Consider the following 23,638-nt stretch of genomic DNA (forward strand, 5'->3'; position numbering starts at 1 on the left):
CCACTGCACGACCGCCGCCCCTTCTGCCGCGGTGCTGCCGTTGTCCAGCGCCTTACCGCTGCGCTCGCACACCAGCTTGTACGTCCCGCCGGAGACGATCGACGCCCCGTCGCGGGTGTGGACCAGAGTGCCGAACCCGAGTTGGTCGAACCCGCCGCTGGTGCTCCCGTAGTCTCCGCCGCCGCCCTCCGCCCTGACCGCCGCGGCCGCCCTGGCCGTGTAGGGCATCGCCAGGCCTCGGCGACCCGCGTAGTGGTTGTAGACGGTCTCCCAGACAGGCCGGAGCTGTTCCCTGCTGGCGGAAGAGATCACGGTGTGGGTGAACTGGGCGCAGTTCGTGCCGCTGCCCCAGGTGTAGGTCGTGAAGGGGACCGACTCGCCCAGGTTGTACTTGGCGATGTACTCGCAGGCCCGCGCGAACCGGTTGTCGGCGTAGCCGTACAGGTCCACGCCCTGATTCCAGGCCATTTCGCAGAAAGTGCCCATCTGCCCGACACCCATCATGGTGTGTCCCTGATCGCGGCCGCTCTCCTGCCACTGCGCGAGCCCGCCGTCGTGCAGGAACGGGACGGCGTGCATGATGGAGCCGTTGCCCGCGCCGTTCCTGAAGTAGTCGATCGCCCGATCGACCAGCGCCTGGTCGTCGCAGAGCACCCCGATCGCGAGGATCGAGTTCATGGTGCACAGGTCCCAGTTGGCCCAGTAGTTGGTGATGCAGGCTCCGTTGTGGTTGACCAGGAAGTGGTCGTTGAGCGGGTAGAAGACGCCGCGCATCATCGTCTGGAAGCGGGCCAGGTCGAAGCCGGAGTAGCCGCGCATGAGCTCGGCCGCGTTGGCGAACTGGTAGCCGTAGATGCCCCCGGCCAGGAAGCGGTCGGCGTTGCCCGTCACCGTGGCGAGGGTGGCCGACCAGGCATTGAGGATGTCCCGCGCCGCGTTCCCGTGTGCCGTGTTCCCGCTGATCCGCCACCGTAACGCGTTCTGGTAGGCGGCGTGGATGTCGTTGTAGAGGATGCCGTAGTTCTCGCCCGTACCGCCGCGGATGATGGTGGCCTGCGGGTTCGCCGTCCAGGTGCTCTGCGCGTGGCCGTTGGCCACGAGCCGGTCCCAGCCGGCCTTCCAGGGCTGTACGCCGGCGTTCACCCGGGCGGCCATCCGGCTGAGATCCCCCTGCGTGTGCAGGAGGCCGGGGTGCGTGATCGCCGCGGAGGCCTGGGCCGGGGCGGCGTGTACGGGCACGGCCGCGACGATTCCGGCGGCCAGAGCCACCTTGAACAGGTCGCGACGATGGGGGCCTGAGTGGGGATGGATGGCTGACAAGACCTCTCCTCTCCAAAGCGCTCACCAGGACCAGGGAGAACGCGACAGTGGGAACGCACCGCTGTGGAGATCCTGTGCGGGGCATCGACGCGCCTCGCTGAGTGATGCGAAGGGTGACGGCGACGCTGAAGACGATGCCGGGAACGGTCGATAGAAATCGTTGTCTGGAAACTAGATCGGCCGACGCACTTGCACAAGCCGTCGTTACAACAGCGTTACAAAGCGCGCAGCATTCCATGGCGCGATCTGTGAGCCGAAATGCCTCCAGAACAGGGGCATTAACTGCAGGAATGCATGTCGAGTCGAACTCCTCAGCCGATCTCCGCCTCTTCTTCGCAGTCGACGCCGTCGCCTCATCTCACCTGACGAATCGGCAGAGCGCCGATAGAAATCGTTACCATCGGTCGTAGGCAGGAGTGGGCGCCGCTCTCTAAGCTGGCTGCGTGGCCAGACGAAAGAACGACGCGCCGGACGAGGTCGATCATCGCCAGAGCACGATCAAGGACGTGGCCGAGCTCGCCGGTGTCTCCCTGTCCACGGTCTCGCGCGTCGTGGCCGGCAACTATCCAGTGGCTCAGGGCACCCGGCTGCGAGTCCAGCGCGCGATCAGAGAGCTGAATTACGTCGCCAACACCCATGCTCGCGTGCTGGGCGGGGGGGCAACCCGTACGGTCGGTTTCATCGTCAACGACGTACGCGGTCCGGCCTTCGCCGCGGCTGTGCACGGCGTGGAGCAGGAGGCCGCGCAGCGCGGGCACATCTGCCTGGTGGCCACCACCGACGGAGATCCCTCTCGCGAGCTGGCGGCGATCCAGCTCATGCGTGAGCAACGGGCCGCGGCGGTGTTCCTGATCGGCGGGACCTACGACAGTGCCGCCTACCAGGCACGGATGACCGACATCGCCCGGTCGCTCGACGCCGCCAGGTCGCGGCTGGTCCTGTGCGGCCGCCCGTCTCTGGGGCCCGGGATTCCGGCGACGGTCGTGGAGTACGACAACGAGGGCGGTGCCTATGCGCTGTCCAGCCACCTCATCGGCCGCGGGCACCGCAGAATCCTCTACGTCGGCGGCGACCCGGCCTTCACCACGACCACGGGCCGTCTCTCCGGATTTCGCCGGGCGATGGCCGACATGGGCGTCCCCGTGGACGAAGGCCTGTTCGAGCTCGACACGGAGTTCAGCCGGGCGTCCGGCTACGAGCGGGTGAGCGCCCGGTTGGGCAGCGGCCGCGACTTCACCGCGATCTTCGCCGAGACCGACGTCATCGCCGGTGGCGCCATGGCCGCCGTCTACGACGCCGGGCTCAGCGTTCCCGGCGATGTCTCCATCGTGGGCTACGACGACATCCCGCTGGCCACCGACCTGCGCCCCAGCCTGACCACGGTCCATGTCCCCTACGAGGAGCTGGGCCGTGCCGCCGTCCGGGTGGCTCTCGATCGGCCGGTGGGCAGGGCGGAGCAGCACCAGGTGCTGGGCACCCATGTGGTCCTTCGCCAGTCCGTCGGCCGGCCGGCCACGGCGTAGCCGCGTGCCGGCAGGCCGGGCCGGGAGCGAACTCAGGCAGGTCGGCGTCCTCCTGCGAAGACCAGAGGAAACGCTGTCTTCGACGCGTACTCATGTGGGCCCGCACCGGGCGGCAGGTCGCGCGCCTTCGCCTCGGTGAAAGTTGAGCGTAACGCGAGATTTATCCGCCTGACATCTTGCCCACGACCGTCGGCGAGTTCTAACTTCTGCGTAGACAACGGTTTCTATAAGCCGGTCTCAACTCGGCCGTCGCCCTGCGCGGCGATCCCCTATCCACAGCGGCGATCCCTACCTGCAAAGGAGCGGTGCCATGAACCGCGGGTACGCGAGCATCACAGTCACAGCGAGTCTGGCGATGGCCACCGCGCTGACCGGCTGCAGCGCCCAGGACTCCGGCAGCCCGGCGAGCACGGGCTCGGCGCCGGTCACCCTCACCTGGTGGTCGTGGGACGAGAGCAAGTCCCTCGACCCGATCGTGGCGAAGTTCAACGCCACCCACGAGCACATCAAGCTCAAGGTGGTCAAACAGGCCGACAACCCGGGTACCGCGGCCAACCTGCGCAACGTCGTCGCAGCCGGACAGGATGTGCCGTGCCTGGTGAAGAATTTCGGTGAGGTGCCGGGCCTGGTCGGCGAGGGCCTGCTCACCGACGTCACCGAGGTGTTCCAGCCGTACACCAGCAAAGGCGTGTACAACGAGGCCTCCTACGCCGGCGCCAAGGCGGGAGATCGGTTCTTCGGCATCCCGACCGGCTTCGCGCCGTCGTTCATGATGATCAACCGGGCGGTGTACGACAAGCACGGCGTAGCGGTGCCCAAGACGTGGGACGACCTGATCGCGGCGGGCAAGGAGTTCAAGAAGCACGGCGTCTACGTGATGAATCTCGCCGGCGAGGACCCCTCCAACCTGGTCAACCTGGTCCAGCAGGCGGGCGGCACATGGTACAAGATCGAAGGTGACACGTGGAAGGTCGACTTCCTGTCGCCGCAGTCGCTCAAGGCAGGCGACGTCATCCAGCAACTGGTCGACAACGGCCTGGTGGCCAACCAGACCTACCAGGACCGGCCCGCCCTGATCAGCTACTTCGACTCGGGCAAGATGGTCTCCCTGCCGACCCAGACCTGGCAACTCGGTACCTACGAGCTCAACTACAAGAAGTCGCTGGGAGACTGGCAGCCCATCGACCTGCCTCAGTTCGCCGGCGCCCCCGCGTTCGTGACCCCGGCCCACGGCGGCGCGCTGCTGGTGCCCAAGGGCTGCGCGAACGTGAAGGAGGCGGTGGAGGCCGGCGTGTGGATGGCGACCAGCAAGGACGCCGTCGACGCCTCCTACCAGCCGGACACCAAGCAGTACAGCTGGCCCGGCGCGATCCCCGACCCGTCCCCGTGGATCGACTCGGCGGTGCCGGAGAAGCTCTTCGGCGAGCGTCGCGGCGAGGCCGCGGACATCGTCCTCAAGGCCGTGCAGGCAGGCAAGGACCCCTGGGTGCTTGGCCCGAACTACACGGGCGTCTTCTCCGAGCTGCAGGACCAGTGGGCGAAGATCGTCACCAAGAAGATCACCGTCCGGCAGGCGCTCGAGCACATGCAGAAGTTCACCGTCGACGACCTGAAGACGAAGAACATCAACGTCGAAGGCTGAGCGTCATGTCCATGGCAGCACACGCGCCCGGGAGCTCCGGGGCTTGGCGGCGAACCGCCGCCCTGCAGGGTGCCTCCTTCACCATCCCGTTCTTCCTCGGGTTCGCGCTGTTCACCGTGGTGCCGATCGTGCTGGCGCTGCGCGAGAGCATGTTCACGCAGAAAGGCTCGGGCCTCGGCTTCGGCGCGAAGACGGTCGAGTTCGCCGGGTTGGACAACTTCCTGCACGGCATGGGCGACGCCAAATTCTGGTCCAGCATGGGCAGGGTCGGGCTCTTCGCCGCCATCAGCATCCCCCTCATCCAGGTCATCAGCATCGTCATGGCGCTGCTCGTGGACGCCGCGTCGCGCCGCGCGGCCGCGCGCTTCCGTCTCCCGCTGCTGATCCCGTACATGATCCCGGGGATCGTGGCCACCCTGATCTGGATCTACCTCTACAGTCCAGCCGTCGGCCCGCTCACCCCGTTCTTCGCCCTGTTCGGCATCGACGCCGACTTCTACGGCGGTGAGCTGATCTGGTTGTCGATCGGCAACCTCATGGCCTGGAGCGGCATTGGCTTCAACATGCTCATCGTCTACGCCGACCTGCAGGCAGTGCCGCGGGAGATCTTCGAGAGCGCCCGCGTCGACGGCGCTTCCGAGCCGCGCATCGCGTGGTCCATCAAGGTGCCCATGATCCGTCGCTCACTGATCCTCACCACCGTGCTCAGCATCATCGGCACTCTGCAGATCTTCAGCGACCCCATGCTCTTCCGCTCGATGACGCCCGAGACCATCACGCGCGACTTCACGCCGATCATGGCCATCTACGACTGGGCGTTCGCGCAAGGGGACTTCAACTACGCCGCCGCCCTGTCCATCATCCTGGCCCTCGTCGTCGGCGCGGTATCGGCCGTCTTCTACCGCCTCACGAACAAGACACCGACCTCATGACCACAACCACACAAGGCGCCACGAAGCGCCCCGCCTCGCCGGTCGGCACCGACCGGCGGCGCCGCCGGGCCGCCAAGGGAACCGTCCAGCACGGCTCCCACACCAAGATCATCGTTATCGTCGGCCTGGTCGCCTTCACCGTCTACTCGGTGGCACCCGTCTGGTGGCTGATCGTGGCCGCCACCAAGAGCCAGGGCGACCTGTACACCACCAACGGGCTGTGGTTCGCCGAGTTCCGGCTGTGGGACAACATCAGTGGCCTGTTCGCCTACCAGGACGGCATCTTCCTGACCTGGATGTGGAACACCATCTTCTACGGTTTCACCGGCACCGCGGGCATGACTCTGGTCTGCGTCGCCTGCGGCTACGGCCTGGCGATGTACCGCTTCCGCGGGCGCGGCGTGATGATGGGCGCCATCATCGCCTCCTTCCTGGTGCCGGGGGCGCTGCTCACGATCCCGTCCTTCCTGCTCTACACGGACCTGAACATGATCGACACTCCCTGGGCGATCATCGTTCCGAGCTTCTTCAGTGCGTTCTCCGTCTACCTTGCCAAGGTGTACGCCGAAGGCGCCATCCCGCCGGAACTGCTCGAGGCCGCCCGCATCGACGGGGCAGGGGAATACCGCATCTTCTTCACCATCGGTGCGCGGCTGATGTCCACCGGCGCCGCGACGATCTTCCTGCTCGGCTTCGTCGGGTCCTGGAACTCCTTCTTCGGCCCGCTGGTCTACCTGCGCGACCAGTACAAGTGGCCGGTCATGCTGGGCCTGTATTCGTGGCTGAAGGTCAAGGTGGACAGCTCGACCGACCTCAGCGGCCTGGTCGTGGTCGGCTCGATCATCTCGCTGATCCCCATGGTCGCCTTGATGATCTCGATGCAGCGCTATTGGCGCTCAGGTGTCACGCTCGGCAGCCTCAAGTAGCGCCGCCGCGCTGTTCCGGCTGGTCAAGCGCCACGAATCCGACTCGCCTACCTCGCATCACCAACCGCCACCCGCCTCGACGATGACTGTGAACTCAGGGGACCTTCTTGTGACCAGCGACCGCCCAAAGGCCTTGTTCGCCCTGCGTCCCGTACATCTGCCGCTGCTGTTTCCGCATACGGTTGCGAACCGGATCGCGCAGCACACTGATATCGATCCGGCTTTCGCCATTGAGCAGCTGGACGATCCCCGGATCGCCGCGTTGCTGCCGGAATTGGAGATCCTCATCACCGGCTGGGGCTGCCCGCCGCTCACCGACGCCTTCCTGCACTCCGCACCCAGGCTCAGGGCCGTCCTGCACGCGGCCGGCACCGTCAAGGCGCATCTGACCAAGGCTGTCTGGGACCGGGGCATCGTGGTGTCGTCGGCGGCCCAGGCGAACGCGATCCCGGTGGCCGAATACACCGTCGGCGCGATCCTGCTGGCCGGCAAGGGCGTGTTCGGACTGCGCGAGCGTTACCGCAGCGACAGGAGGTTCACGCCGGCCGAGGTGATAGCTGACGTCGGCAACTACGGACGCCGGGTCGGCATCGTCGGAGCCTCGCGCATCGGGCGGCAGGTGATCTCCCATCTCCTACGGCATGACTTCACGGTCCGCCTGTACGACCCCTACGCCACCTCCGCCGACGTGCCACGCCTCGAACTCGAGGAGCTACTGGCCACTAGCGACATCATCAGCCTGCACGCCCCCGCGACCCCGCAGACCCGCCACCTTCTCAATCGCGACCGGCTTGCCCTGTTGCCCGACGGCGCCGTGCTGATCAACACCGCACAGGGCTCGCTGATCGACACCGATGCGCTCATCGACGAGCTCAAGACCGGCCGCATCTCCGCGATCCTCGACGTCACCACTCCCGAACCGCTCCCCAGCCACTCCGTCCTGTTCAACCTGCCCAACGTCTTTCTCACCCCGCACATCGCCGGCTCCCAGGGCAACGAGCTGTCCAGGATGGGCGCCGCGGTCGCCGACGAGCTCGAACGCCTGGTCACCGGAACCCCGCTACTCCACCGAATCCACTACCACGATCTCGACACTGCGGCCTGATTCCGTACGGGAGCCCCACCCACCGCACGGCCGTCGAGAACGCCTCCTGGGCCGGCGTGCCGTGGGAAGGGACCGACCCCTCGGTGGCCAAGAAGGAGGAGATGGAGGCGGCCTACTGCTCGGCGCGATCCCGGACCTGATACTCATCCCCACCCCGGCCGTCATATTGCTCATCTCGGCCGTCAAGATGGCCCGCCACGCCTAACCTCTCTGGCTACCAAGATCGAAAGTTCGGACGCAAACAATAAGGTCGGGTCTCCCGAGGGGATCTCACCCTCGGGCGAGCCGCCCTTAGGTGAAGGTGGTCGCCGTCACGGGGTTAGTAACCGATCTCCCTGACGGGAGGCCCGTTCCGGCTTCACTGTGCTTCGAGCCCACCTCCTGGAAGATCACGAGGGCGTGCGGAAGTCGCCGGTGCGTGTCTACCTCCAGGGCGCCAATCAGTGGCGTGACCTGCCCCTCTACCCTCCGGCCGACGCCCGGCCCGAGCGCTGGCACCTGCAATCCGGCGGCGGCCTGTCCACCGCCGGAGCACCGCACTCGACACCGGATCGCTACCGCTACGACCCGGCCGACCCGACCCCCGCCGTCTTGGGCATGTCCCGGATCATGGGACCGCCCGCAAGTCGGGTGAGCGCGTCCTGAAGGGCCGTAGCGATGTCCTGACCTACACCGGTGCCCCGCTGCCGGCCGATCTCGACGTCATCGGCATCCCGGCCGCGGAACTACACGTGACCTCCAGCCTGGCGCACACCGACTTCTACGTCCGGCTGAGCGACGTCGCCCCCTCCGGGAAGATCACCCACGTGTCCGAGGCGCTGCGCCGCATCGCCGGCGACCAGCCGATCGACACGCTGATCACCATCGAGCTGTGGCCTACCGCACCGCTTCAAGCAAGGGCACCGCATCCGCCTCCAGGTCGCCAGCGGCGCCTTTCCCCGCTGGGACCGCAACCTCGGCACCGGCGAGCCGCTCGCCACCGCCACCGCGATGCGGGTCGCCGATCAGCAGGCCCACCACGACCCCGCACGCCCCTCAGCCATCGTCCTGCCCGTCTCGCCGACCACCTGACTCGCTGCCACTGCTCATCGGCGGGGCTCAGTCCGCCACGAGCAGCGCGCTCAGCCCGACCGCCAGGCCGCGAAGCCCGCACTCCCCGATCTCTTGATACTTCTGGGGCCACCGGTTGCCGGTGCTCGCCGCGGCGGCTACGGCGAGGTGGACGTGCGCGGGCCCGGCCATTGGCCCTTCCTCCAAACCGGCCAGAGGCGGCGTACCGGATGCTCGAGACCGATCCGCTCGCCCTGTGGGCCCGCCTGCTCGTCCCTGAGCGCAACCCCCATGTTGAGCCGGCAGCCGCCGTCTGCTCAGTGACCATTTTCGGGGGCGTGGGTCAGTGGCCTTGGACGTGGACAGCCGGGTCAGGGCAGGCGGATGTTCGCTGGGGCGGCGTTGCGGAGCCGGTGGATCAGCCTTTGATGTAGCGCCGGGTCATGTGCCGGCGCACCGGCGGCAGTGCGGCCAGGCGCAGCGGCAGCTGGGTCAGCCACAGCAGCAGCGGGTTGGCGGGGGCGTAGACGCCTTTGACCCGTCGGCCGAGTTTCTGTTTCTTGTCCACTTCCGGGCGCAACTCGGCCTCCCAGGCGGCCAGGGCGGCCGGCAGATCGCCGGGGTGGCGCTCCAGTTCGGTGCCGAGCCGGTCGGCGCCGCCGACGGCCAGGGCGGAGCCGTAGCCGGCGAACAGGGTGACGCACCAGGCGGCGTCGCCGAGCAGGATCACGCGGCCGTGGCTCCAGGTGGGGGCCACGACTTGGCTGATGGTGTCGAAGTAGACCGAGTCGGTCCTCGCCATGCCCGCCAGGACCTCGGGAATGACCCAGCCGAGATCGCCGTAGACCTGGGGCAGCACGGTGGCGGGGTCGTCGCCGCGGTGGCCGCGTGTGGTGCGGTAGCCGAAGAAGGCGACGTTGCGGCCGTCTCCGGCGCTGATGACCGCGACGGTGCGGCCGCCCGCGGACAGGGTGCCGGTGGTGCCAGGCGCGATGGAGGCGGGGCGCTTGTCGAGCATGTAGACGGCGACCCTGTGTTCCAGGTCGAGCAGGTAGTCCTCCTCGGGGCCGAAGACCAGGGCGCGGGTGGCCGAGTGCAGGCCGTCGGCGCCGATCAGCAGGTCGGCGTGTTCGGTGCTGCCGTCGCTGAGGGTGACGTGCACGGCCTGCGCATCCTGGTCGACGGCGGTGATGGTGGTGGCAAAGCGGATCTCGGCGGTGTCGCGGGCCTTGTCGTACAGCACGGTTTCGATGTCGCCGCGCAAGATGTTCATCGTCCGGGGGCCCATGGTGGCGGCGATGGTCTCACGGGTGAGGGTGAAGCTCCGCTCGCCGTTGGGCTTGTGGTAGACGAGTTCTTCGGTGACGAAGGCCCGCTGGAGGAGGTCGGGCAGGATGCCCATGCGTTCGGCGGCGTCGTAGCCGATGCCGCCGAAGCTGACGCCGTAGCCGCCGCTGCGGCGCTTGGGGGCGCGTTCGATGATGAGGCTGTCCCAGCCGATCTGGGACAGCCGCAGGGCGGCGGCCAGGCCGGCGATGCCGGATCCGATGATGATGGCGCGCATAGAAGGTTCCTTGCTGAAGTCAGTTGAGGGGTTAGAGCTGGTCGAGGACGCGCTGTTCGGCGGCGGGGTCGAGCCAGGTGTCCGGTGAGGGGGCGTCCGGGCGCGGGGCGGGGTCGCCTTCGGCCTGCAGCCAGGCCCAGGTGTCGGCGAGCGTGTCGGCCAGCGGGCGGCAGGTCAGGCCGGCGGCGAAGGCGGCGCTGACGTCGGCGTCGTGCATGCCGTTCGGCGCGCCGCCGTCCGGCAGGCGCAGCCCGAACTCCATGCCCAGCGACACGCCCTGCTGCTGCAGGAGCTCCGGCGGCGCCCACACCAACTCGGCGTCGAAGGCGGTCACTTCCAGCGCCGTCTCCAGCAATTGCCCGATCGTGACCGCGCCCGGGCGACCGGTCACGGTGAAGGCGCCGCCGAGGCCTCGCCCGGCGGCCGTGAGCATCCAGGCCGCCATGTCGCGGCATCGATGTACTGCAGGGGTGCGTCGGCCGGGCCGGGGGCCAGCACCCGGCCGCCTTTCTCCAGGCGGCGCAGCCACCACGGGATGCGGCCGCGACGACGCCTGGGCCACTCTGTTCACCAGCCAGAACACCGTCACCCAGCTCATGCTCGCCGCCGCCGAGACCGGCATCGCCACGACCACGGCCAGCGATCCCGCGCATCGACGGCTGACGCAGATGCGCGACTTCTACCAGTTCATGCTCAAGGAGATCCCCACCTTGCTGCACCGCTGGCAGCAGCATCAGGCCACCCACTCCAGATGACCTTTCCCAACGAAGGCCGAAGCTGGGTGTCCTGCTCCGTTGAATTTGAGGCATGGGATGGCGCTGAGCTGCGACGCCTTAGGTTGGACAAGAACTCACGCGTAGAACCACCTCGCGAGGCAGGCGCCGCTCGCGGACCTGGCACCGTGGTCCATTGCAGTTGGCCAGGGGAGAACCCGGCTCGACCTCCTGGCAGCGCACGGCGTCACCCTCCATCTCAGCCCGCATCCGGACTGTTCGGGGGCGAGGTGGAGGTCCTCGGTACGGATCCACACGCGGCTGTCACACAGACCGAGCCAGCAACACCCGCTCACCAACGCCGCGGAGATCCGTCAGCATTTCTGAACCTTTCCCTGTAACCGCTGGTTGCGGTTCGTGATCGCCTTACACGTTCCGTCCGTGCTCCAGTTGAAGCAGGACGAGGGCCGCGGCGGCGATTGGGTTGATCCGGCTCGGGTCGAGGCTGACTCGTCGCAAGGCTGTGAACGTGGTCTTGAGCAGGGTGTTCGCCCGTTCGCCGATCCCATGGATGCGGGGTGTTGCAGAGTGCGGGCTTGAGAAGGTGTTTCAATCCCGACCTCAGTAGTAGTGATCTTCTTTTTGAGGCGCCCGGGGAACATTTCCGCGCGCGGCGAAGAACAGCGGTTTGTTGATCAACAAGCGCGAGGATGCCGGGGAGAAATGACAGCGCCCATCCTCCCGCGGTGGCGGGAGGATGGGCGCGCGTCGTTGACCACGAGCCTCGGAAATATCGATTCACGTCACGGGAGTTCGTGGCATCGGCGGACCTCCACCGGTTCGCCGGCTCCGGCGACGATCTGACGGGCGAGCTCCAGCGCTCTCGTCTCATCCGCGACGTCCACCAACCACCAGCCGGCCAGTGATTGGCTGGGCTCAGCGAACGTGCCGTCCCGCACCTCCACCGCGCCCTCCTCGAGGCTGACGACCTTCGCATTCGGCGCGAGTGCCAGCCCTTCGTCGGCCAGCAGTTCACCGGACCTCTTCAGCCCTTCCGTGAACTCGGTCATGAATTTGATCATTTGCTGGACCCATTCCTGAGGCTTGCCGCTCAGGGCGGTTTCGTCACCGAACTGCATCAGCATGTATTTCATTGGTTCCTTCCTGGGTGAGTACCTGATCGAGTTCGTGCGATGGTGACGGGACCTCCTGCCCATCCCCTCCGCCAACGCGTCGATCACGCACCGCCGGAATCGACATGGCTCAAGAGGCAGTTCTCACGCGGCATGGAGCGAAGAGGCATTCGTGCGGGTCCACGGCCGCGCGTTCTTCCTGGCAGCCCGACCTCGTCGCGCTGCCCGAGATCGTCACCGCCCAGCACCGGCACCGGCGGCCGCTGTCCCGACTCGGGCCGGCCGCCACGTTTGACGCGGTGCTGACCTGCTTCCTGAGCTGCGCCCACCGCTGACCCTGGCCGTGGGGCACCATGGTGGAGATCAGCCCCTGACCGGATCCGACTGCGCCGGCTGGGAAGTGTTGGCTCGTAGTTTCAAAGCGTTGTTCGAGATCGAGGTCAGCGACGACGACGGCTACGAACAGACCTGGCGACGCTTGCTCGACGGTGAGCAGATACGCGGGATCGCCGCGCGCGGCTGGACGGCAAGGTGGTCTGGAGGCCGCCCGGTTTCGTAGACACTGAGCCTTCCCGGTGATCGTCGATCACGCTGCGTAGCCCGTGGGCCGTCCTCGCCTCCTGTCCCCGGACATGGGGGAAGCCCCTGCTAGAACTGGTCTTTGCGAAGAGATCAAGTTCACAGCGAGAGGCTTCACTTGCCATCCAGTATCACCTATACCGCCGTACTCGACGTCCGCCGGGAGACCGCGCTCCACCTGTCACACCTGCGTCCGCACCCACGGCCTGCTGCAGGCCCTGTCGCTCACCGCGACCGAGACCGGCCTGATCACGCTCACCGACCTGGGCTACGAGGGGGCCAGAGAGGTGTTCAGGATGCCGTTCAAGAAGCCCAAAGACGGCGAACTCACCGAGGGGTGTTCACGAGTGGGTGTGAGCTGGGGTGGGTCGCGGCCCTGGAAGATCGCTTCCCAGGATAGAGATGATCGTTTCCCAGGGATCCTGCACGGCGTTGTCTTCACCGAGACCGCTGAGATCCCGCTATTGGGATCGGTCAGTCGTTGCGGGGTTTGCTGAATTCTTCGATCAGCACGGGATACTGCTCCCCACCGTGTCCGGCGGCGATCGCGCGGTCTGCCATCGCCTTGATCAACTTCGGCAGTTCGGCGTTGACACCCACCGCCTCGCTCTCCTCGATCAGATGTGCCATCGCCCGCGCGTCGGTCTCCAGGGCCGACACCTCGGCCGGGAAGGAGCCGCTGTCGATCTGCTCCGCATACCCAGGCAACCATTCGGCCACACCGGCAGCGATCTGCTGCGCAAACAGCGCATACGTTGCGGCGTCAACACCGGCCGTCCTGAGCAGGGCCGTGCCCTGGAGCCAGGCATTCAGGACGCTCCACATCATGGCGAGGCCGGCCACGTCATACAGGGACGCCAGCCCATGGTCCGCACCAAGGTAGGTGACGGTGCCGAGCGCGTCGAGCGTTGACTTGTGCGCCTCGAAGTCCGACTGCGGCCCGCTGTGCAGAATGACCGCCTCGGCGGTCCCGATCGTCGACGGGATGGCCATGATGGCGCCGTCCAGGTAATGGGCGCCTCGCTGCTCGGCCCATTGGGCGGCTTCCCGGGCCTGGGCCGAGTCGCCCGAGGTCAGATTGATCAACATCTTGCCGTCCAGCTCGCTATCGCTCGCGCCGAGCAACTCGTGCATGGCCTGGTAGTCGGTGACGCAGATGATCGTCAGGGAACCTGCCTTGAGCGCGTCGCCAACCGTTGGCGCCAGCCGTGCACCGTCGGCCACCAACTGGTCGGCCTTAAAGGTCGTACGGTTCCACACGGTTGTGGGATGCCCGGCTTTCAAGAACGCGCCGGCCAGTGCCCGGCCCATCAGTCCGAGTCCGATGACTGTCACGGGTGTATCGGTTTTGCTGTTCATGGCAGCATCGTCAACGTTGATACCGGTGTGAAGGTCAAGTGAGGGATCGATGCTGATCGGGGAACTGAGCCGTCGGACGGGCGTGAACGCCCATCAGTTGCGCTACTACGAGGCCCAGGGTCTGCTGGAGGAGTAATTGTCAATACCTGTGGATCGGTGGTGAGCCTTGTTACGCCTCGAGGTCTTGGCGGCCCTTTTCGGCGAGTAGCTGACGGAGTCGTTTGATCTCGGTGATCAGCCGAGGGATGTCTTGGCGGGCGTTCGCGATGAACTGGGCGTTCTCATCCCAGCGTGCGTCGGCGACGTCGACGTAGCGAGGTTGCTGGATGAGGGTTGCGGCCACGATCTCGTGATGATCGAAGTCCGGCCAGCGTTCACCGTGGCCGGTGTCGGGAACGGTACTGATGGCCACGAGGTTCATGGCATCCTCGTCGTCGAGAAGCCGGATGAACCACGGCCCTGGAGTTGCCACCTCGGCCCGTTCTTCAATGGCAGCCAGTTCCTCAGCGGTCAGCGGCTCGTGGGTCGTCATCAGGCTGCTTGCTCCTCACGTTCGATCAGGCGCCCCTTCTCAAAGCGGGCTCCGGCACGGACCAGGGCGACGAGGTGGGGCGCGTTGACCGCGCGCCAGCGGGCCTGGGCCGACTCGATCAGCTTGAAGGCCATGGCCAGTCCGGCGGCGCGTGAGCCCGGCCCCTTGGTGACCTTGGTCCGGTGGCGAACGGTGGCGAAGGTCGACTCGATCGGGTTGGTCGTGCGCAGATGCACCCAGTGCTCGGCCGGGAAGTCGTAGAAGACCAGCAGTTCCCCCAGGTCATCGGTGACCTTGGCAACAGCCTTGGGAAACTTGGCACCGTAGGCGGCCTGGAAGTCCTTCACCGCGGCCTCAGCGTGCTCCTTGTCCTCGGCGTTCCAGATCTCAGCCAGCGCCTTCTTGGCGCCCGGGTGGGCCGACTTCGGGAGCGCCCCCAACACGTTAGCGATCTTGTGAAACCAGCACCTCTGCTCCTTGGCCTGCGGAAACACCTCCCGCAACGCCGACCAGAAGCCGAGCGCGCCGTCCCCGATCGCCAGCACGGGAGCGCGCATTCCGCGCCTTTGCAGTCGCGCAGCAGGTCGGCCCATGACTCGCGCGACTCGCGATAGCCGTCCGTGAGCGCTACGAGCTCCTTGCGGCCGTCAGCGCGCACGCCGATCATCACCAGCAGGCACAGCTTGTGCTCCTCCAGCCGGATACTGACGTGGATGCCGTCCACCCACAGGTAGACGTAGTCCACCCCAGACAGATCGCGGCCGGCGAAAGCGCGCTGCTCGCCCTTCCACTGCTCGGTGAGCCTGGTGATGACCGACGCCGACAGGCCCGAACTCGAGCCGAGGAACTGCCCCAGCGCCGGGACGAAGTCGCCGCTGGACAAGCCATGCAGATACAGCAGCGGCAACACCTCGCCGATGGAAGGGCTCTTGCGCGCCCAGGCCGGCAGGATCGCCGAGGAGAACCGCTTGCGCTCGCCCGTGGTCTCGTCGATGCGCTTGTCGTTGACCCGCGGGGCCTTCACCTCGATCGCGCCGGCCGCGGTGAGGATCTCGCGCGGAGCGTGGTAGCCGTTGCGCACGACCAGGCGGCGGCCGTGCTCGTCACGCTCATCGGCGAAGGCAGCAATGTAGGCGTCGACCTCGGCTTGGAGTGCGGCGGCGAGCATCTTGCGGGCGCCGTCGCGGACGATCTGATCGATCAGCGACGAAGAGCCAGCGGATGCGGGGGTGCGGTCGTCAGCGGGTGGCTCGGGCACTACGGTAAGCGGCACGGGTGTGCCTTCCCGACCGACGTTGGCGCGTCGGCCTTATCTCGAAACCATCATCGGGTGATCCGGGAAGGTACACCCCTTCCCGGCAGATCCACAGGTTTCGATCATTCCTCCTGCTGGAGGCAGACCGGGGCGCGAACGGTTACCGCGAGTACGACGAGAGCGCCGTGCTGCGGGTGAAGCAGATCCGGCATCTGCTTGGTGCCGGTTTGTCCTCTGAGGACATCGCATACCTGCTGCCCTGTGCGGTCGGAGAGGCCCCGGAACTGCTCGGATGTCCCGAGTTGCTGGCCGCGATGCGGTCACGGCTGCAGCGACTGGACGAGCAGATGGCCAGGCTCGCTCAATCCCGCGACGCTCTTGCCGACTACATTGATGCGGCCGATCGAATGGCCAGCAAGAGCTACCCACCCTTTGACGATGCTGACCAGGAGCCCGTGCCCGCCTGAGCGATCTGTTGGGTTTTCGGCTAGGAACCCAGTGGATCTGCGATGGAGCGACACGTCTCGTCCGAGGCATCGCATACTCATGATCATGACTTTCATAACCTCAGTGAGAACAACGTTGCCTTGCGGGTCGCCTGGGAGATGCGGCGGCGGGGCTGGTCTCAGGAGCGCATGGCCCAAGAGCTGACCAACGTCGGTTGCCCGACCCATCAATCGGCAATTTCGAAGATCATCAATGCGAAGGTCGACGGCAGCCGCCGCACCATCAGCGTGGATGAGGCCATCGCCATGGCACGCGTGTTCGGCGTCCCCCTTGCGGAGCTCCCGCTTCCCCCCGAGAGCGGCGAAGGGCGTGACCTTCACGATCTGACTCGGGCCGTTACCCATGAAGGAAGGATCGCCAAGGATCAGTATGCGCAGTTCCTGCTCGTCTGGGCTCGCCTGCGCCACCGTCTCAGCGAGGAAGACAGCCGAACCGCCTTCACAGGATTCCTCTCGGCACGAAAAGTGGATACCGACGAGGCCGATCAGGCGGTCACGGTATGGCTGGACACATCGTCCTGGCACCACGCGTCCGCCGGCTACGACAAGCTCAAGCAGACCTTGGAGGTCATGGGAACCGGGCGAGATCTGACCCCACCCTCCGATGACGTCCGCCAGCGCCACAGCGTGGTGTCCGATCTCCTTCGTCTGCGCGAACTGTTCGCCGGGAAGATCCCGAGAAGCCCGACTCAAGTAGTTCCGGACATCATCCGCCACTTCGCCGACGTACTGGTACGTGCTGGGATACTCGAGGTTGCCGTGCCGGTTATCAACTCCTACGCCCTGGGGTTCTCACACCCTACTAACGATGTCGTGGCGGAGATCGACCGTCGTCTACAGGACATCGCCGATCGGGAGCCCCACGATCGGCTTGACTACCTCGAAAGCCTGGCGGCCCGCATCGGCCTGCGACGCAAGGACAATGATTCACACGAGTCGGTGGTAGAACTGGCCCATTCAACTGGGCGTCACCGCCGAAGACTGCCGGGACGCACAGAAGATTGGTGAACGATATCGAGAAACGGGGGCGAGGTAGGCACGTGATGACAGGCAACGGATACAAACGCTGCAAATGCCAAAAGGGCGGCCGCGAACTGGGCACGAGATGCCCCAAACTGCGCCGTGCGAACGGTTCCTGGAATCCCCATCACGGTACCTGGTACGGCAAGGAAGAGGTGCCAGCCGGACCCGACGGCAAACGTATCTACCTTCGGCTGGGTGGCTTCTCCACCGAAACCGACCCTGATCTCCTACTACGAGCAGGCCGGACGCCTGCTCGACATTCCGGCGGACGGGCCTGACGCCCACGAGGCGCGGATGGAGATCCTCGCCATGATCAAGGCTGCCCATAGGAAACGAAAGCCTCTGCCCGACTACGAAGAACTGCGCCGCAAGTTCAACACCGGACAACCGCTGCAGTCCATGACCTTCGGCGAGTACTGGAACACGTGGGTGGATCGACACCGCCGCCTCAAGGACCTCCGTAAAACCACTCTACGTGCTTACATCATGCACCATGACGTGCACGTCAGCGAGATCCTCGACCAGGTCCGGCTGGATCGCATTTTCGCCGGCACCGTCGAGCGAGTTTTCACCCATATCGATGAGAAGAACGCCGACATCATGGCGGCCCGCAAGTCCGACGACCTAGAGACTCGCAGGTCCATGCGACATAAACGGCTGACCGGGCACACGACGAAACAACGGGTCAAGGCCACGATCCAGACCGTGCTCGCCGACGCCATGCGCGAGCATCTGGTCACCTTCAACGCCGCTTCCCTGGTAAGTCTGGGTCCAGGCAAGAGAGCCAAGGGTATGGTGTGGACCAAAACCCGGGTCGAGGCGTTCAACCAGGCCTTCGAGGAACGCCTGCGAACACTCCGAGCCGATCCTGCTCGTCCGCGCACCACCCCTTTTCATGTCTGGGGTCTCACCGACCTGCGCCCTTCCCCCGTCATGGTGTGGACACCCGCCCAGCTCGGCACGTTCCTCGACCACGCCATAGCCGACCGGCTCTACGCCTTGTTCCATCTGGTCGCCTTCCGTGGTTTGCGCCGTGGCGAGGCGTGCGGCGTCCGCTGGATCGATCTTGACCTCGATGAGGGTGTGCTGTCGGTGGCCAAGCAGCTCATAGTCCTAGACGGCCAGGTCGAAGAGGGAGATCCGAAGACCGAGTCCTCCGACGGTGTGGTCGCCTCGACAGGGGTACCCTCGCTGCCCTGCACACGCACCGCGCACGGCAATTCGAGAAAAGCAGCAATGGGGCTCCGCGTGGCAGGACAGTGGTCGCATCTTCACCAGAGAAGACGGCTCAGAGCTCAACCCTGATGCGGTGAGTCACCGCTTCACACGGCTCTTTCACAGCCGGCCTGCCGCCCATCCGGCTGCACGACCTTCGTCACGGCGCGGCAACGCTGTCGCTCGCGGCGGGCAACGACATGAAGATCACCTCTGCTATGCTGCGCCACTCCAGCCTCGCGATGACTTCCGATCTGTACGCCACGGTGCTGCCTGAAGTGGCACACGCAGCAGCGGAGGCAAGCGCTGCCCTGGTACCTAGGACGGCTTCCGTGCAGGACCCGTCCGCGACCGGCGGTCTCCCTCCGGCCTCTCTCGCCCGTCCGACCACACTACCGATAACCCACCAGCATAAGAAGCACGAGGTCAGCGACCTCAGCTGAGGCACGCCAGCCCCTGCTTCCAGCGGATCGACTATCCGCCCGAGCAGCCGCCGACCGGTGATGAATGATGTCGCGTCATCGCGAATGCTCAGGTAGACGGCCTTCTGACATTTTCGAACAGTGTCTGGATTCCCGCAGGAGACCGGACCTGTTACCTTCTCCCGTCGGCATTCGTCATAGGGGGCGACGGCCGGCTGGGAGGAGCTGTCAGCGGCGGCTCACTGACTGCTTGGCCTCCTGACTGTTCGACCTGGATGCCCCTCGGCGTCCGGGCTGCGGTCAGCCACAGGCCGGTGAATACGGCGCAGGCCAGCGTCATGGCCCCCGCCGCGAGGAAGGCGCTGTTGAGGCCGGATTCGAAGGAGGCGCCGCCGGACTCCCGCGTGTGGACGATCGCCCCGAGCACCGCCACGCCGAGCACCGCGCCGATCTGCCGGGTGGTGCTGCTGACGCCCGAGGCGAGACCGCCCTCCTGCGGGCTGACCGCCTGGATTGCGGCCCCGGTCAGCGGCGACATGGTGAGAGCGAACCCGATGCCGACGACCGCCAGCCGCCACCACACGTTCCCGTAGCCGGTATCGGCGTGGACGAAGCCCAGCGCCAGCAGCCCCAGCCCGGCCAGCGCCAGGCCGATGCTGACGACGACGCGGAAGCCGTACCTGGCCGCGAACCGGCCCGCGTACGGGCTGACGATCACCATGGCCAGCGAGACGGGCAGGGTCCGCAGTCCGGCGACCAAGATCGAAGCGCCCTGGACGTAGACGAAGAACTGGGAGAAGAAGAACGACGACCCCATCAGTGCGAACCCGACCACGACCATCGCCGTGTTGGACACCGTGAACAGCCGCTGACGGAACAGCCGGAGCGGCAGCATCGGCGTCGACACACGACCCTCGACCACGACGAACGCGGCCAGGAGCGCCAGTCCGGCGGCGAAACTGCCCAGGATCACCGGCGAGGTCCAGCCTCGGGAACCGCCCTCGATCAGGCCGTAGGTCACAGCGCCCACGCCCGCGGCGGACAGGACCGTGCCGGGGACGTCGATCGGCGGCGCGCTCGGGTTGCGGGACTCCCCCAGCACGCGCAGCCCGGCCAGCAGCAGGACCGCCCCGATGGGGACGTTGACCAGGAAGATGGCGGGCCAGCCGAAGGACTCCACCAGGATCCCGCCCGCCAGCGGTCCGGCGGCCAGGCCGATGCCGCTGAACCCGGCCCACAACCCGATCGCTCTGACGCGCTCCCTCGGGGCGGGATACGCGGCGGCGAGCAGCGCTAGTGAGGCGGGGCTCAGCGCCGCGGCCCCGACGCCCTGCAGCACCCGCCCGGCGATCAGCCAGCCGATCGACGGCGCGAGCGCACACACCACCGACGCGGCCGTGAACACCACCACCCCGGCCAGGAACACCCGCCTGCGGCCGAACCGGTCGGCGAAGACGCCGCCCGACAGCAGCAGCATGGCCACCAGCAGCACATAGGCGTCGACGATCCACTGCAGGCCGGTCAGCCCGGTGTGGAGCCGCTGCTGCATGTCGGGCAGGGCAGCGCCGACGATCGTGTTGTCGAGCAGCACCATGAACTGACCTGCACAGGTCAGGGTGAGCAACGCTTTCACGCACATCCCTCCTAAAAGCAGTTAATGACTGCGTTAACATAGACCCTCGTAGGCTCTAACGCAAGTCTCGACTGCGTTAAGGTGGGGGTATGGATGAGCAGGGGCGGGCCAGGCGGCCCGGCGGGCGCAGCGCCCGGGTCCGCGCGGCAGTGCACCAGGCCGTTACCGACCTGGTCAGCGAGCGTGGCTACGGAAACTTCACCGTCGGCGACATCGCGGCCCGCGCGGGCGTGGCCGACACCAGCCTCTACCGCCGGTGGGGCAACCTTCAAGCGCTGCTCAGCGATGTGCTGCTGACCCGGCTCAACGCGCAGTCGCCGATGCCTGACACCGGCAGCCTGGCCGGCGACCTGCGGACCCACGCCGCCAACGTGGCCCGCGAGGTCACCGGACCCGATGGCCTGGCGCTGGTGCGGCTGACTCTCGCGCTGTCAGGCGAGGGCCAGCAGGGCCTTCAGGCGCGCGACGAGCTCCTGGCTGACCGCACCAGGCAGTTGCAGGCCGTGCTCGACCGCGCCCGCGACCGTGGCGAGGACCCGCCTGACGTACTGGAGGTGCTGGACCATCTCCTGGCGCCGATCTACATGCGCGTCCTGTTCGGCGCGGGCCCGCTCACCCCTGACTACCTCGACGGGCTGGTCGACCGGTTGCTCGCCTGATCCAGTCCGTCGCGCTGTGGAACAGCCGCTACCTGTCGACCGCCGTCGACGAGCTAGTTCCACTGGGCTTCTTTGGCCTCTCTAGCCGCAGGACCTGGGGCGTATCTGCTGGCGCTCCGGCTTCTGCGGGTAATGACGGTGGGTCGGCCGCCGGTGCGGCCGCGCGGCGGCCTTGAGCGTGTCGAGTTGGCGTTCGAGGTTCTGCCCGGCGGTGGAGACGCGGGCGTAGCCGATGCGGATCTCGCTGCGATGGGCGGGGAAAGCGGCCAGCGGGTCAGTGGGCGGCTGCAGGACGCCGGTCACGCCCGCGATTCTCTCAGGTCGGGTCGGTTCGTGGCTCTCCCCGTTTCGCCCAGGCGCGTTGCTCTACGCTTCCTACAAGATCACGATCAGTCTGGAGGTCGTCTTGCACCACCCTCTGCATCGAACATTCCAGTTGCCTGGCACGTTCGTCTCGCTGGTCGAGTTCCTCATGGACGAGCTGGACCCGAAAGATCCGGACGTGTGGCGCTACGCGGAGTGGATCGACCGGGGTGGTGACCTTTTCTGCGGGGACATCGACCCGAGTCTTCTCGGCCAGCCGCCCGGCAGCGACGATCCGCAGGCTCTGTGCGGCGAACTCGCCTACCACTTTCAGCCGCTCGAAATCCTCCCCTTCTGCTGGAACGGTGGTGACGCGCTGCATTACGGGTGGGCGGTGCTAGCTCCGGAGGTGGATGCGGAGGACCACCTGTGTGTGTCGTTCGCGCCGGTCGACGATCGCGCGGTCTGGCTCGGCGACAACACCAAAGAGGCGCTGGAGAACCTGCTCGTCGGCAGTGTGGCGAACTGGGGCGGGCCTGGGAGCGGGCGGAAGTCTCCTGCCGAGGACACGCGCTGGGCGGCGGTGTGCCGCGCCCTCGACCTGCGCCCCGACCTCGGCTCCTCGCAGATCACGGCAGGGGCCCGCTCGAAGCGGGCGATCCGTCCGGCGGTCCCTCAGGGATGGCGGTACGAGCCGACCGGCGACGGCATCGGCGTGCTCGCCGACGCGGCGGCGTTCGCGCCCGGCACCGTACGGGTGGACCGCCCGTGGGACTCCGATGACTACGGGCCGCTGGCCGGGCGATTCCTCGCCGATGGCTATCCTGGCTCGGCGCTGTGCGTGCTCAAGTCGCTGACGAGTTATGATCGCGCGGCCGTACGCCTGATGGGCGAGGCGTATCGGCAGCTCGGGCGGGAGCTTCATGTCGAACGTGCCGAGTTGTGGCTACGACTGCACCCATCGGACTGACCCCCGCGCCGTCGGCTCCCTCCCGCAGTGTGACCCGCTGAGCTGGCCGGCGTAGTCGCGGGCGAACTGCGCGAACGTCCTGTCCGGCCGGCCCTTCACAGCGGTGTGCGGTGGGCGTGGTGTAGTCACACCTAGCCCGCGTCGTAGGCCCTCAGACGCTCCTGGGGTGACCCCAGCTAACGGCTCAAAGGAGTACGCGGACAACTGGCGGAACTCACTGTTCGCCGGGTGACATTTGCATCTGTTCGCCGGCGAGCTCGTAGCACAAGGTGAACGTCATGAATCGAATCATCGCGACTAACTCGGTTCTCCTGGACGGCTTCGTCACCGGTCCTGACGCCCGGTCCGGTCGAGATAACGGTCGACGGCGGCCGTGACCAGGAGGCGGCAGGGTCGGCTATCTCCACCTCCCACCGCACCTGGGGCGGCGAGGTTGAAGCCGTGCCAGGCGGCAGCGCGTGGAAGGAACTGAAGCGCAGCGCGGTCGGTGAGTCGAACAGCCGGTCCAGGCCACGAAGTCGCCTGATGTCCGGTAGCCGAGAGCGCTACCCGCGTTACCATCCGTGAAATCAGTACGGTCGAACCGGCCGACGACCAGACCAGCGAAAAGAGAACCACGATCATGAAACTGACGACCACCACGCAAGTCTCCGTCGACGGTGTGATGCAGGGAAACGGCCCGTCGAAGGAGGAGCGCATGGCCGGATTCAAGCGCGACGGGTGGGCTCTGGGGCACTTTGACGACCAGGCCGGAACGCTCGTCAACCAGATCTACCAGCGTGCCGACGCGTTCCTGTTCGGCCGGTGGACGTATGAGTTTTTTGCCGGCTACTGGGGGACGATGGATCTGGGCAGCGGCCCCGTCGCGGATGCCTTGAACACGCGGCCCAAATATGTGGCATCGACCACGCTCACCGAATCGCGATGGGCGGACACGACCGTCCTGTCCGGAGACGTCGCGGCCGCCATCGCAGAGCTGAAGGACAAGCCGGGAGGTGAGCTACAGGTGCACGGCAGTGGCAGACTGGTCCGCTGGCTGCTGGAGAACGACCTTGTCGATGAGATGAATCTGCTCATCGTCCCGGTGGTCGTCGGGCAGGGCACGCGGCTGTTCCCTGACTCCGGCCCGGACATCGCGCTCGACCTGGTCGACTCGCGCACTTTCCCGAAGGGCATAACGCTCCAGGTCTACCGGCCCACCGGACGCCCGCAGTATGCAACGTGACGACCTGAACCTCCTATGATTACAGCGATGACCTCCATGCCGGTGACCG

24 protein-coding genes and 4 pseudogenes are annotated in these 23,638 nt (G+C 66.6%); 17 read left to right on the forward strand and 11 right to left on the reverse strand.

What is annotated here, in order from left to right; genetic code table 11:
* Positions 1-1,320, reverse strand: a 1,320-nt coding sequence (locus tag ACFPZ3_RS53705) for an alginate lyase family protein (protein ID WP_379522202.1), incomplete at its 3' end; no start/stop codon positions are given.
* 443 nt (positions 1,321-1,763) lie between these two features.
* Between ACFPZ3_RS53705 and ACFPZ3_RS53710 the strand changes: the two genes are divergently transcribed.
* The 8 genes and pseudogenes from ACFPZ3_RS53710 to ACFPZ3_RS53745 all read left to right on the forward strand — a co-directional run bounded on the left by ACFPZ3_RS53710 (position 1,764) and on the right by ACFPZ3_RS53745 (position 8,519).
* The gene (locus ACFPZ3_RS53710) at positions 1,764-2,843 is read left to right on the forward strand and encodes a LacI family DNA-binding transcriptional regulator (RefSeq protein WP_379522203.1); all 1,080 of its coding nucleotides are present in this window, start codon (positions 1,764-1,766) and stop codon (positions 2,841-2,843) included.
* Positions 2,844-3,153: 310 nt separating this feature from the next.
* Complete coding sequence (locus ACFPZ3_RS53715) at positions 3,154-4,485, forward strand: ABC transporter substrate-binding protein (protein ID WP_379522204.1); 1,332 nt, start codon at positions 3,154-3,156, stop codon at positions 4,483-4,485.
* 11 nt (positions 4,486-4,496) lie between these two features.
* Positions 4,497-5,417: a carbohydrate ABC transporter permease gene (locus ACFPZ3_RS53720; RefSeq protein WP_379522205.1), complete on the forward strand. Its 921-nt coding sequence runs from the start codon at positions 4,497-4,499 to the stop codon at positions 5,415-5,417.
* Positions 5,414-6,343, forward strand: a complete 930-nt coding sequence (locus ACFPZ3_RS53725; protein WP_379522206.1) for a carbohydrate ABC transporter permease — start codon at positions 5,414-5,416, stop codon at positions 6,341-6,343. Before ACFPZ3_RS53720 ends, ACFPZ3_RS53725 begins: the two co-directional genes overlap by 4 nt.
* Before the next feature lie 109 nt (positions 6,344-6,452).
* Positions 6,453-7,448 (forward strand): hydroxyacid dehydrogenase, encoded by a 996-nt coding sequence (locus tag ACFPZ3_RS53730; protein WP_379522207.1) that lies wholly within the window; start codon positions 6,453-6,455, stop codon positions 7,446-7,448.
* Positions 7,449-7,862: 414 nt separating this feature from the next.
* Complete coding sequence (locus ACFPZ3_RS53735) at positions 7,863-8,093, forward strand: hypothetical protein (RefSeq protein ID WP_379522208.1); 231 nt, start codon at positions 7,863-7,865, stop codon at positions 8,091-8,093.
* Positions 8,090-8,218 (forward strand): annotated as a pseudogene (locus ACFPZ3_RS53740) (CocE/NonD family hydrolase C-terminal non-catalytic domain-containing protein); the annotation flags it as partial. The gene ACFPZ3_RS53735 and the pseudogene ACFPZ3_RS53740, both read left to right, overlap by 4 nt.
* Positions 8,219-8,354: 136 nt before the next feature.
* Positions 8,355-8,519, forward strand: a complete 165-nt coding sequence (locus ACFPZ3_RS53745) for a hypothetical protein (RefSeq protein WP_379522263.1) — start codon at positions 8,355-8,357, stop codon at positions 8,517-8,519.
* A gap of 27 nt (positions 8,520-8,546) precedes the next feature.
* Here the strand turns inward: ACFPZ3_RS53745 and ACFPZ3_RS53750 are convergent, their stop codons facing one another.
* The 3 genes from ACFPZ3_RS53750 to ACFPZ3_RS53760 form a co-directional block, all read right to left on the reverse strand.
* Positions 8,547-8,690 carry a hypothetical protein gene (locus tag ACFPZ3_RS53750; protein ID WP_379522209.1) on the reverse strand — a complete coding sequence of 48 codons (144 nt, stop codon included), beginning with the start codon at positions 8,688-8,690 and terminating at the stop codon, positions 8,547-8,549.
* A 226-nt stretch (positions 8,691-8,916) separates the two neighbouring features.
* A complete protein-coding gene (locus ACFPZ3_RS53755; protein ID WP_379522210.1) occupies positions 8,917-10,062 on the reverse strand; it encodes an FAD-dependent monooxygenase in 1,146 nt (381 codons plus the stop codon).
* Positions 10,063-10,093: 31 nt separating this feature from the next.
* Positions 10,094-10,507, reverse strand: a complete 414-nt coding sequence (locus ACFPZ3_RS53760; RefSeq protein ID WP_379522211.1) for a Rossmann-fold NAD(P)-binding domain-containing protein — start codon at positions 10,505-10,507, stop codon at positions 10,094-10,096.
* Positions 10,508-10,532: 25 nt separating this feature from the next.
* On the opposite strand from ACFPZ3_RS53760, the gene ACFPZ3_RS53765 reads away from it, so the two are divergent.
* Complete coding sequence (locus ACFPZ3_RS53765) at positions 10,533-10,817, forward strand: hypothetical protein (protein ID WP_379522212.1); 285 nt, start codon at positions 10,533-10,535, stop codon at positions 10,815-10,817.
* A 384-nt stretch (positions 10,818-11,201) separates the two neighbouring features.
* On the opposite strand, the pseudogene ACFPZ3_RS53770 reads toward ACFPZ3_RS53765, so the two are convergent.
* Together ACFPZ3_RS53770 and ACFPZ3_RS53775 are read right to left on the reverse strand one after the other, a co-directional pair.
* A pseudogene (locus ACFPZ3_RS53770) lies at positions 11,202-11,348 on the reverse strand (IS5/IS1182 family transposase); the annotation flags it as partial.
* Positions 11,349-11,578: 230 nt separating this feature from the next.
* Positions 11,579-11,929 carry a YciI family protein gene (locus ACFPZ3_RS53775; RefSeq protein ID WP_379522213.1) on the reverse strand — a complete coding sequence of 117 codons (351 nt, stop codon included), beginning with the start codon at positions 11,927-11,929 and terminating at the stop codon, positions 11,579-11,581.
* A 403-nt stretch (positions 11,930-12,332) separates the two neighbouring features.
* On the opposite strand from ACFPZ3_RS53775, the gene ACFPZ3_RS53780 reads away from it, so the two are divergent.
* Positions 12,333-12,467: a hypothetical protein gene (locus ACFPZ3_RS53780; protein WP_379522214.1), complete on the forward strand. Its 135-nt coding sequence runs from the start codon at positions 12,333-12,335 to the stop codon at positions 12,465-12,467.
* Between the two features lie 494 nt (positions 12,468-12,961).
* On the opposite strand, the gene ACFPZ3_RS53785 is transcribed toward ACFPZ3_RS53780, so the two are convergent.
* Complete coding sequence (locus tag ACFPZ3_RS53785; RefSeq protein ID WP_379522215.1) at positions 12,962-13,846, reverse strand: NAD(P)-dependent oxidoreductase; 885 nt, start codon at positions 13,844-13,846, stop codon at positions 12,962-12,964.
* A gap of 49 nt (positions 13,847-13,895) precedes the next feature.
* Here ACFPZ3_RS53785 and ACFPZ3_RS53790 point away from each other — a divergent pair.
* Positions 13,896-13,976, forward strand: a pseudogene (locus ACFPZ3_RS53790) (MerR family DNA-binding transcriptional regulator); the annotation flags it as partial.
* Between the two features lie 39 nt (positions 13,977-14,015).
* Here the strand turns inward: ACFPZ3_RS53790 and ACFPZ3_RS53795 are convergent.
* A complete protein-coding gene (locus ACFPZ3_RS53795; RefSeq protein WP_379522216.1) occupies positions 14,016-14,378 on the reverse strand; it encodes a hypothetical protein in 363 nt (120 codons plus the stop codon).
* Positions 14,378-15,636, reverse strand: a pseudogene (locus tag ACFPZ3_RS53800) (IS256 family transposase). Before ACFPZ3_RS53800 ends, ACFPZ3_RS53795 begins: the two are co-directional and overlap by 1 nt.
* A gap of 17 nt (positions 15,637-15,653) precedes the next feature.
* On the opposite strand from ACFPZ3_RS53800, the gene ACFPZ3_RS53805 reads away from it, so the two are divergent.
* From ACFPZ3_RS53805 to ACFPZ3_RS53815, 3 genes are all read left to right on the forward strand, one after another.
* Positions 15,654-16,100, forward strand: coding sequence for a MerR family transcriptional regulator (locus ACFPZ3_RS53805; protein WP_379522217.1), 447 nt, complete (start codon positions 15,654-15,656; stop codon positions 16,098-16,100).
* Between the two features lie 42 nt (positions 16,101-16,142).
* Positions 16,143-17,147, forward strand: coding sequence for a helix-turn-helix domain-containing protein (locus ACFPZ3_RS53810; protein ID WP_379522218.1), 1,005 nt, complete (start codon positions 16,143-16,145; stop codon positions 17,145-17,147).
* A gap of 210 nt (positions 17,148-17,357) precedes the next feature.
* Complete coding sequence (locus ACFPZ3_RS53815) at positions 17,358-18,467, forward strand: hypothetical protein (protein WP_379522219.1); 1,110 nt, start codon at positions 17,358-17,360, stop codon at positions 18,465-18,467.
* A gap of 504 nt (positions 18,468-18,971) precedes the next feature.
* Here the strand turns inward: ACFPZ3_RS53815 and ACFPZ3_RS53820 are convergent.
* Positions 18,972-20,432 (reverse strand): MFS transporter, encoded by a 1,461-nt coding sequence (locus tag ACFPZ3_RS53820; RefSeq protein ID WP_379522220.1) that lies wholly within the window; start codon positions 20,430-20,432, stop codon positions 18,972-18,974.
* Between the two features lie 89 nt (positions 20,433-20,521).
* On the opposite strand from ACFPZ3_RS53820, the gene ACFPZ3_RS53825 reads away from it, so the two are divergent.
* The gene (locus ACFPZ3_RS53825; protein ID WP_379522221.1) at positions 20,522-21,091 is read left to right on the forward strand and encodes a TetR/AcrR family transcriptional regulator; all 570 of its coding nucleotides are present in this window, start codon (positions 20,522-20,524) and stop codon (positions 21,089-21,091) included.
* 81 nt (positions 21,092-21,172) lie between these two features.
* On the opposite strand, the gene ACFPZ3_RS53830 is transcribed toward ACFPZ3_RS53825, so the two are convergent.
* Positions 21,173-21,394, reverse strand: coding sequence for a recombinase family protein (locus ACFPZ3_RS53830; protein WP_379522222.1), 222 nt, complete (start codon positions 21,392-21,394; stop codon positions 21,173-21,175).
* Positions 21,395-21,497: 103 nt separating this feature from the next.
* On the opposite strand from ACFPZ3_RS53830, the gene ACFPZ3_RS53835 reads away from it, so the two are divergent.
* Together ACFPZ3_RS53835 and ACFPZ3_RS53840 are read left to right on the forward strand one after the other, a co-directional pair.
* Complete coding sequence (locus ACFPZ3_RS53835) at positions 21,498-22,364, forward strand: hypothetical protein (protein WP_379522223.1); 867 nt, start codon at positions 21,498-21,500, stop codon at positions 22,362-22,364.
* Between the two features lie 622 nt (positions 22,365-22,986).
* Positions 22,987-23,589 (forward strand): dihydrofolate reductase family protein, encoded by a 603-nt coding sequence (locus ACFPZ3_RS53840; RefSeq protein WP_379522224.1) that lies wholly within the window; start codon positions 22,987-22,989, stop codon positions 23,587-23,589.
* Positions 23,590-23,638: the final 49 nt, after the last annotated feature.

The sequence above is a fragment of the Nonomuraea insulae genome, from assembly GCF_042656245.1.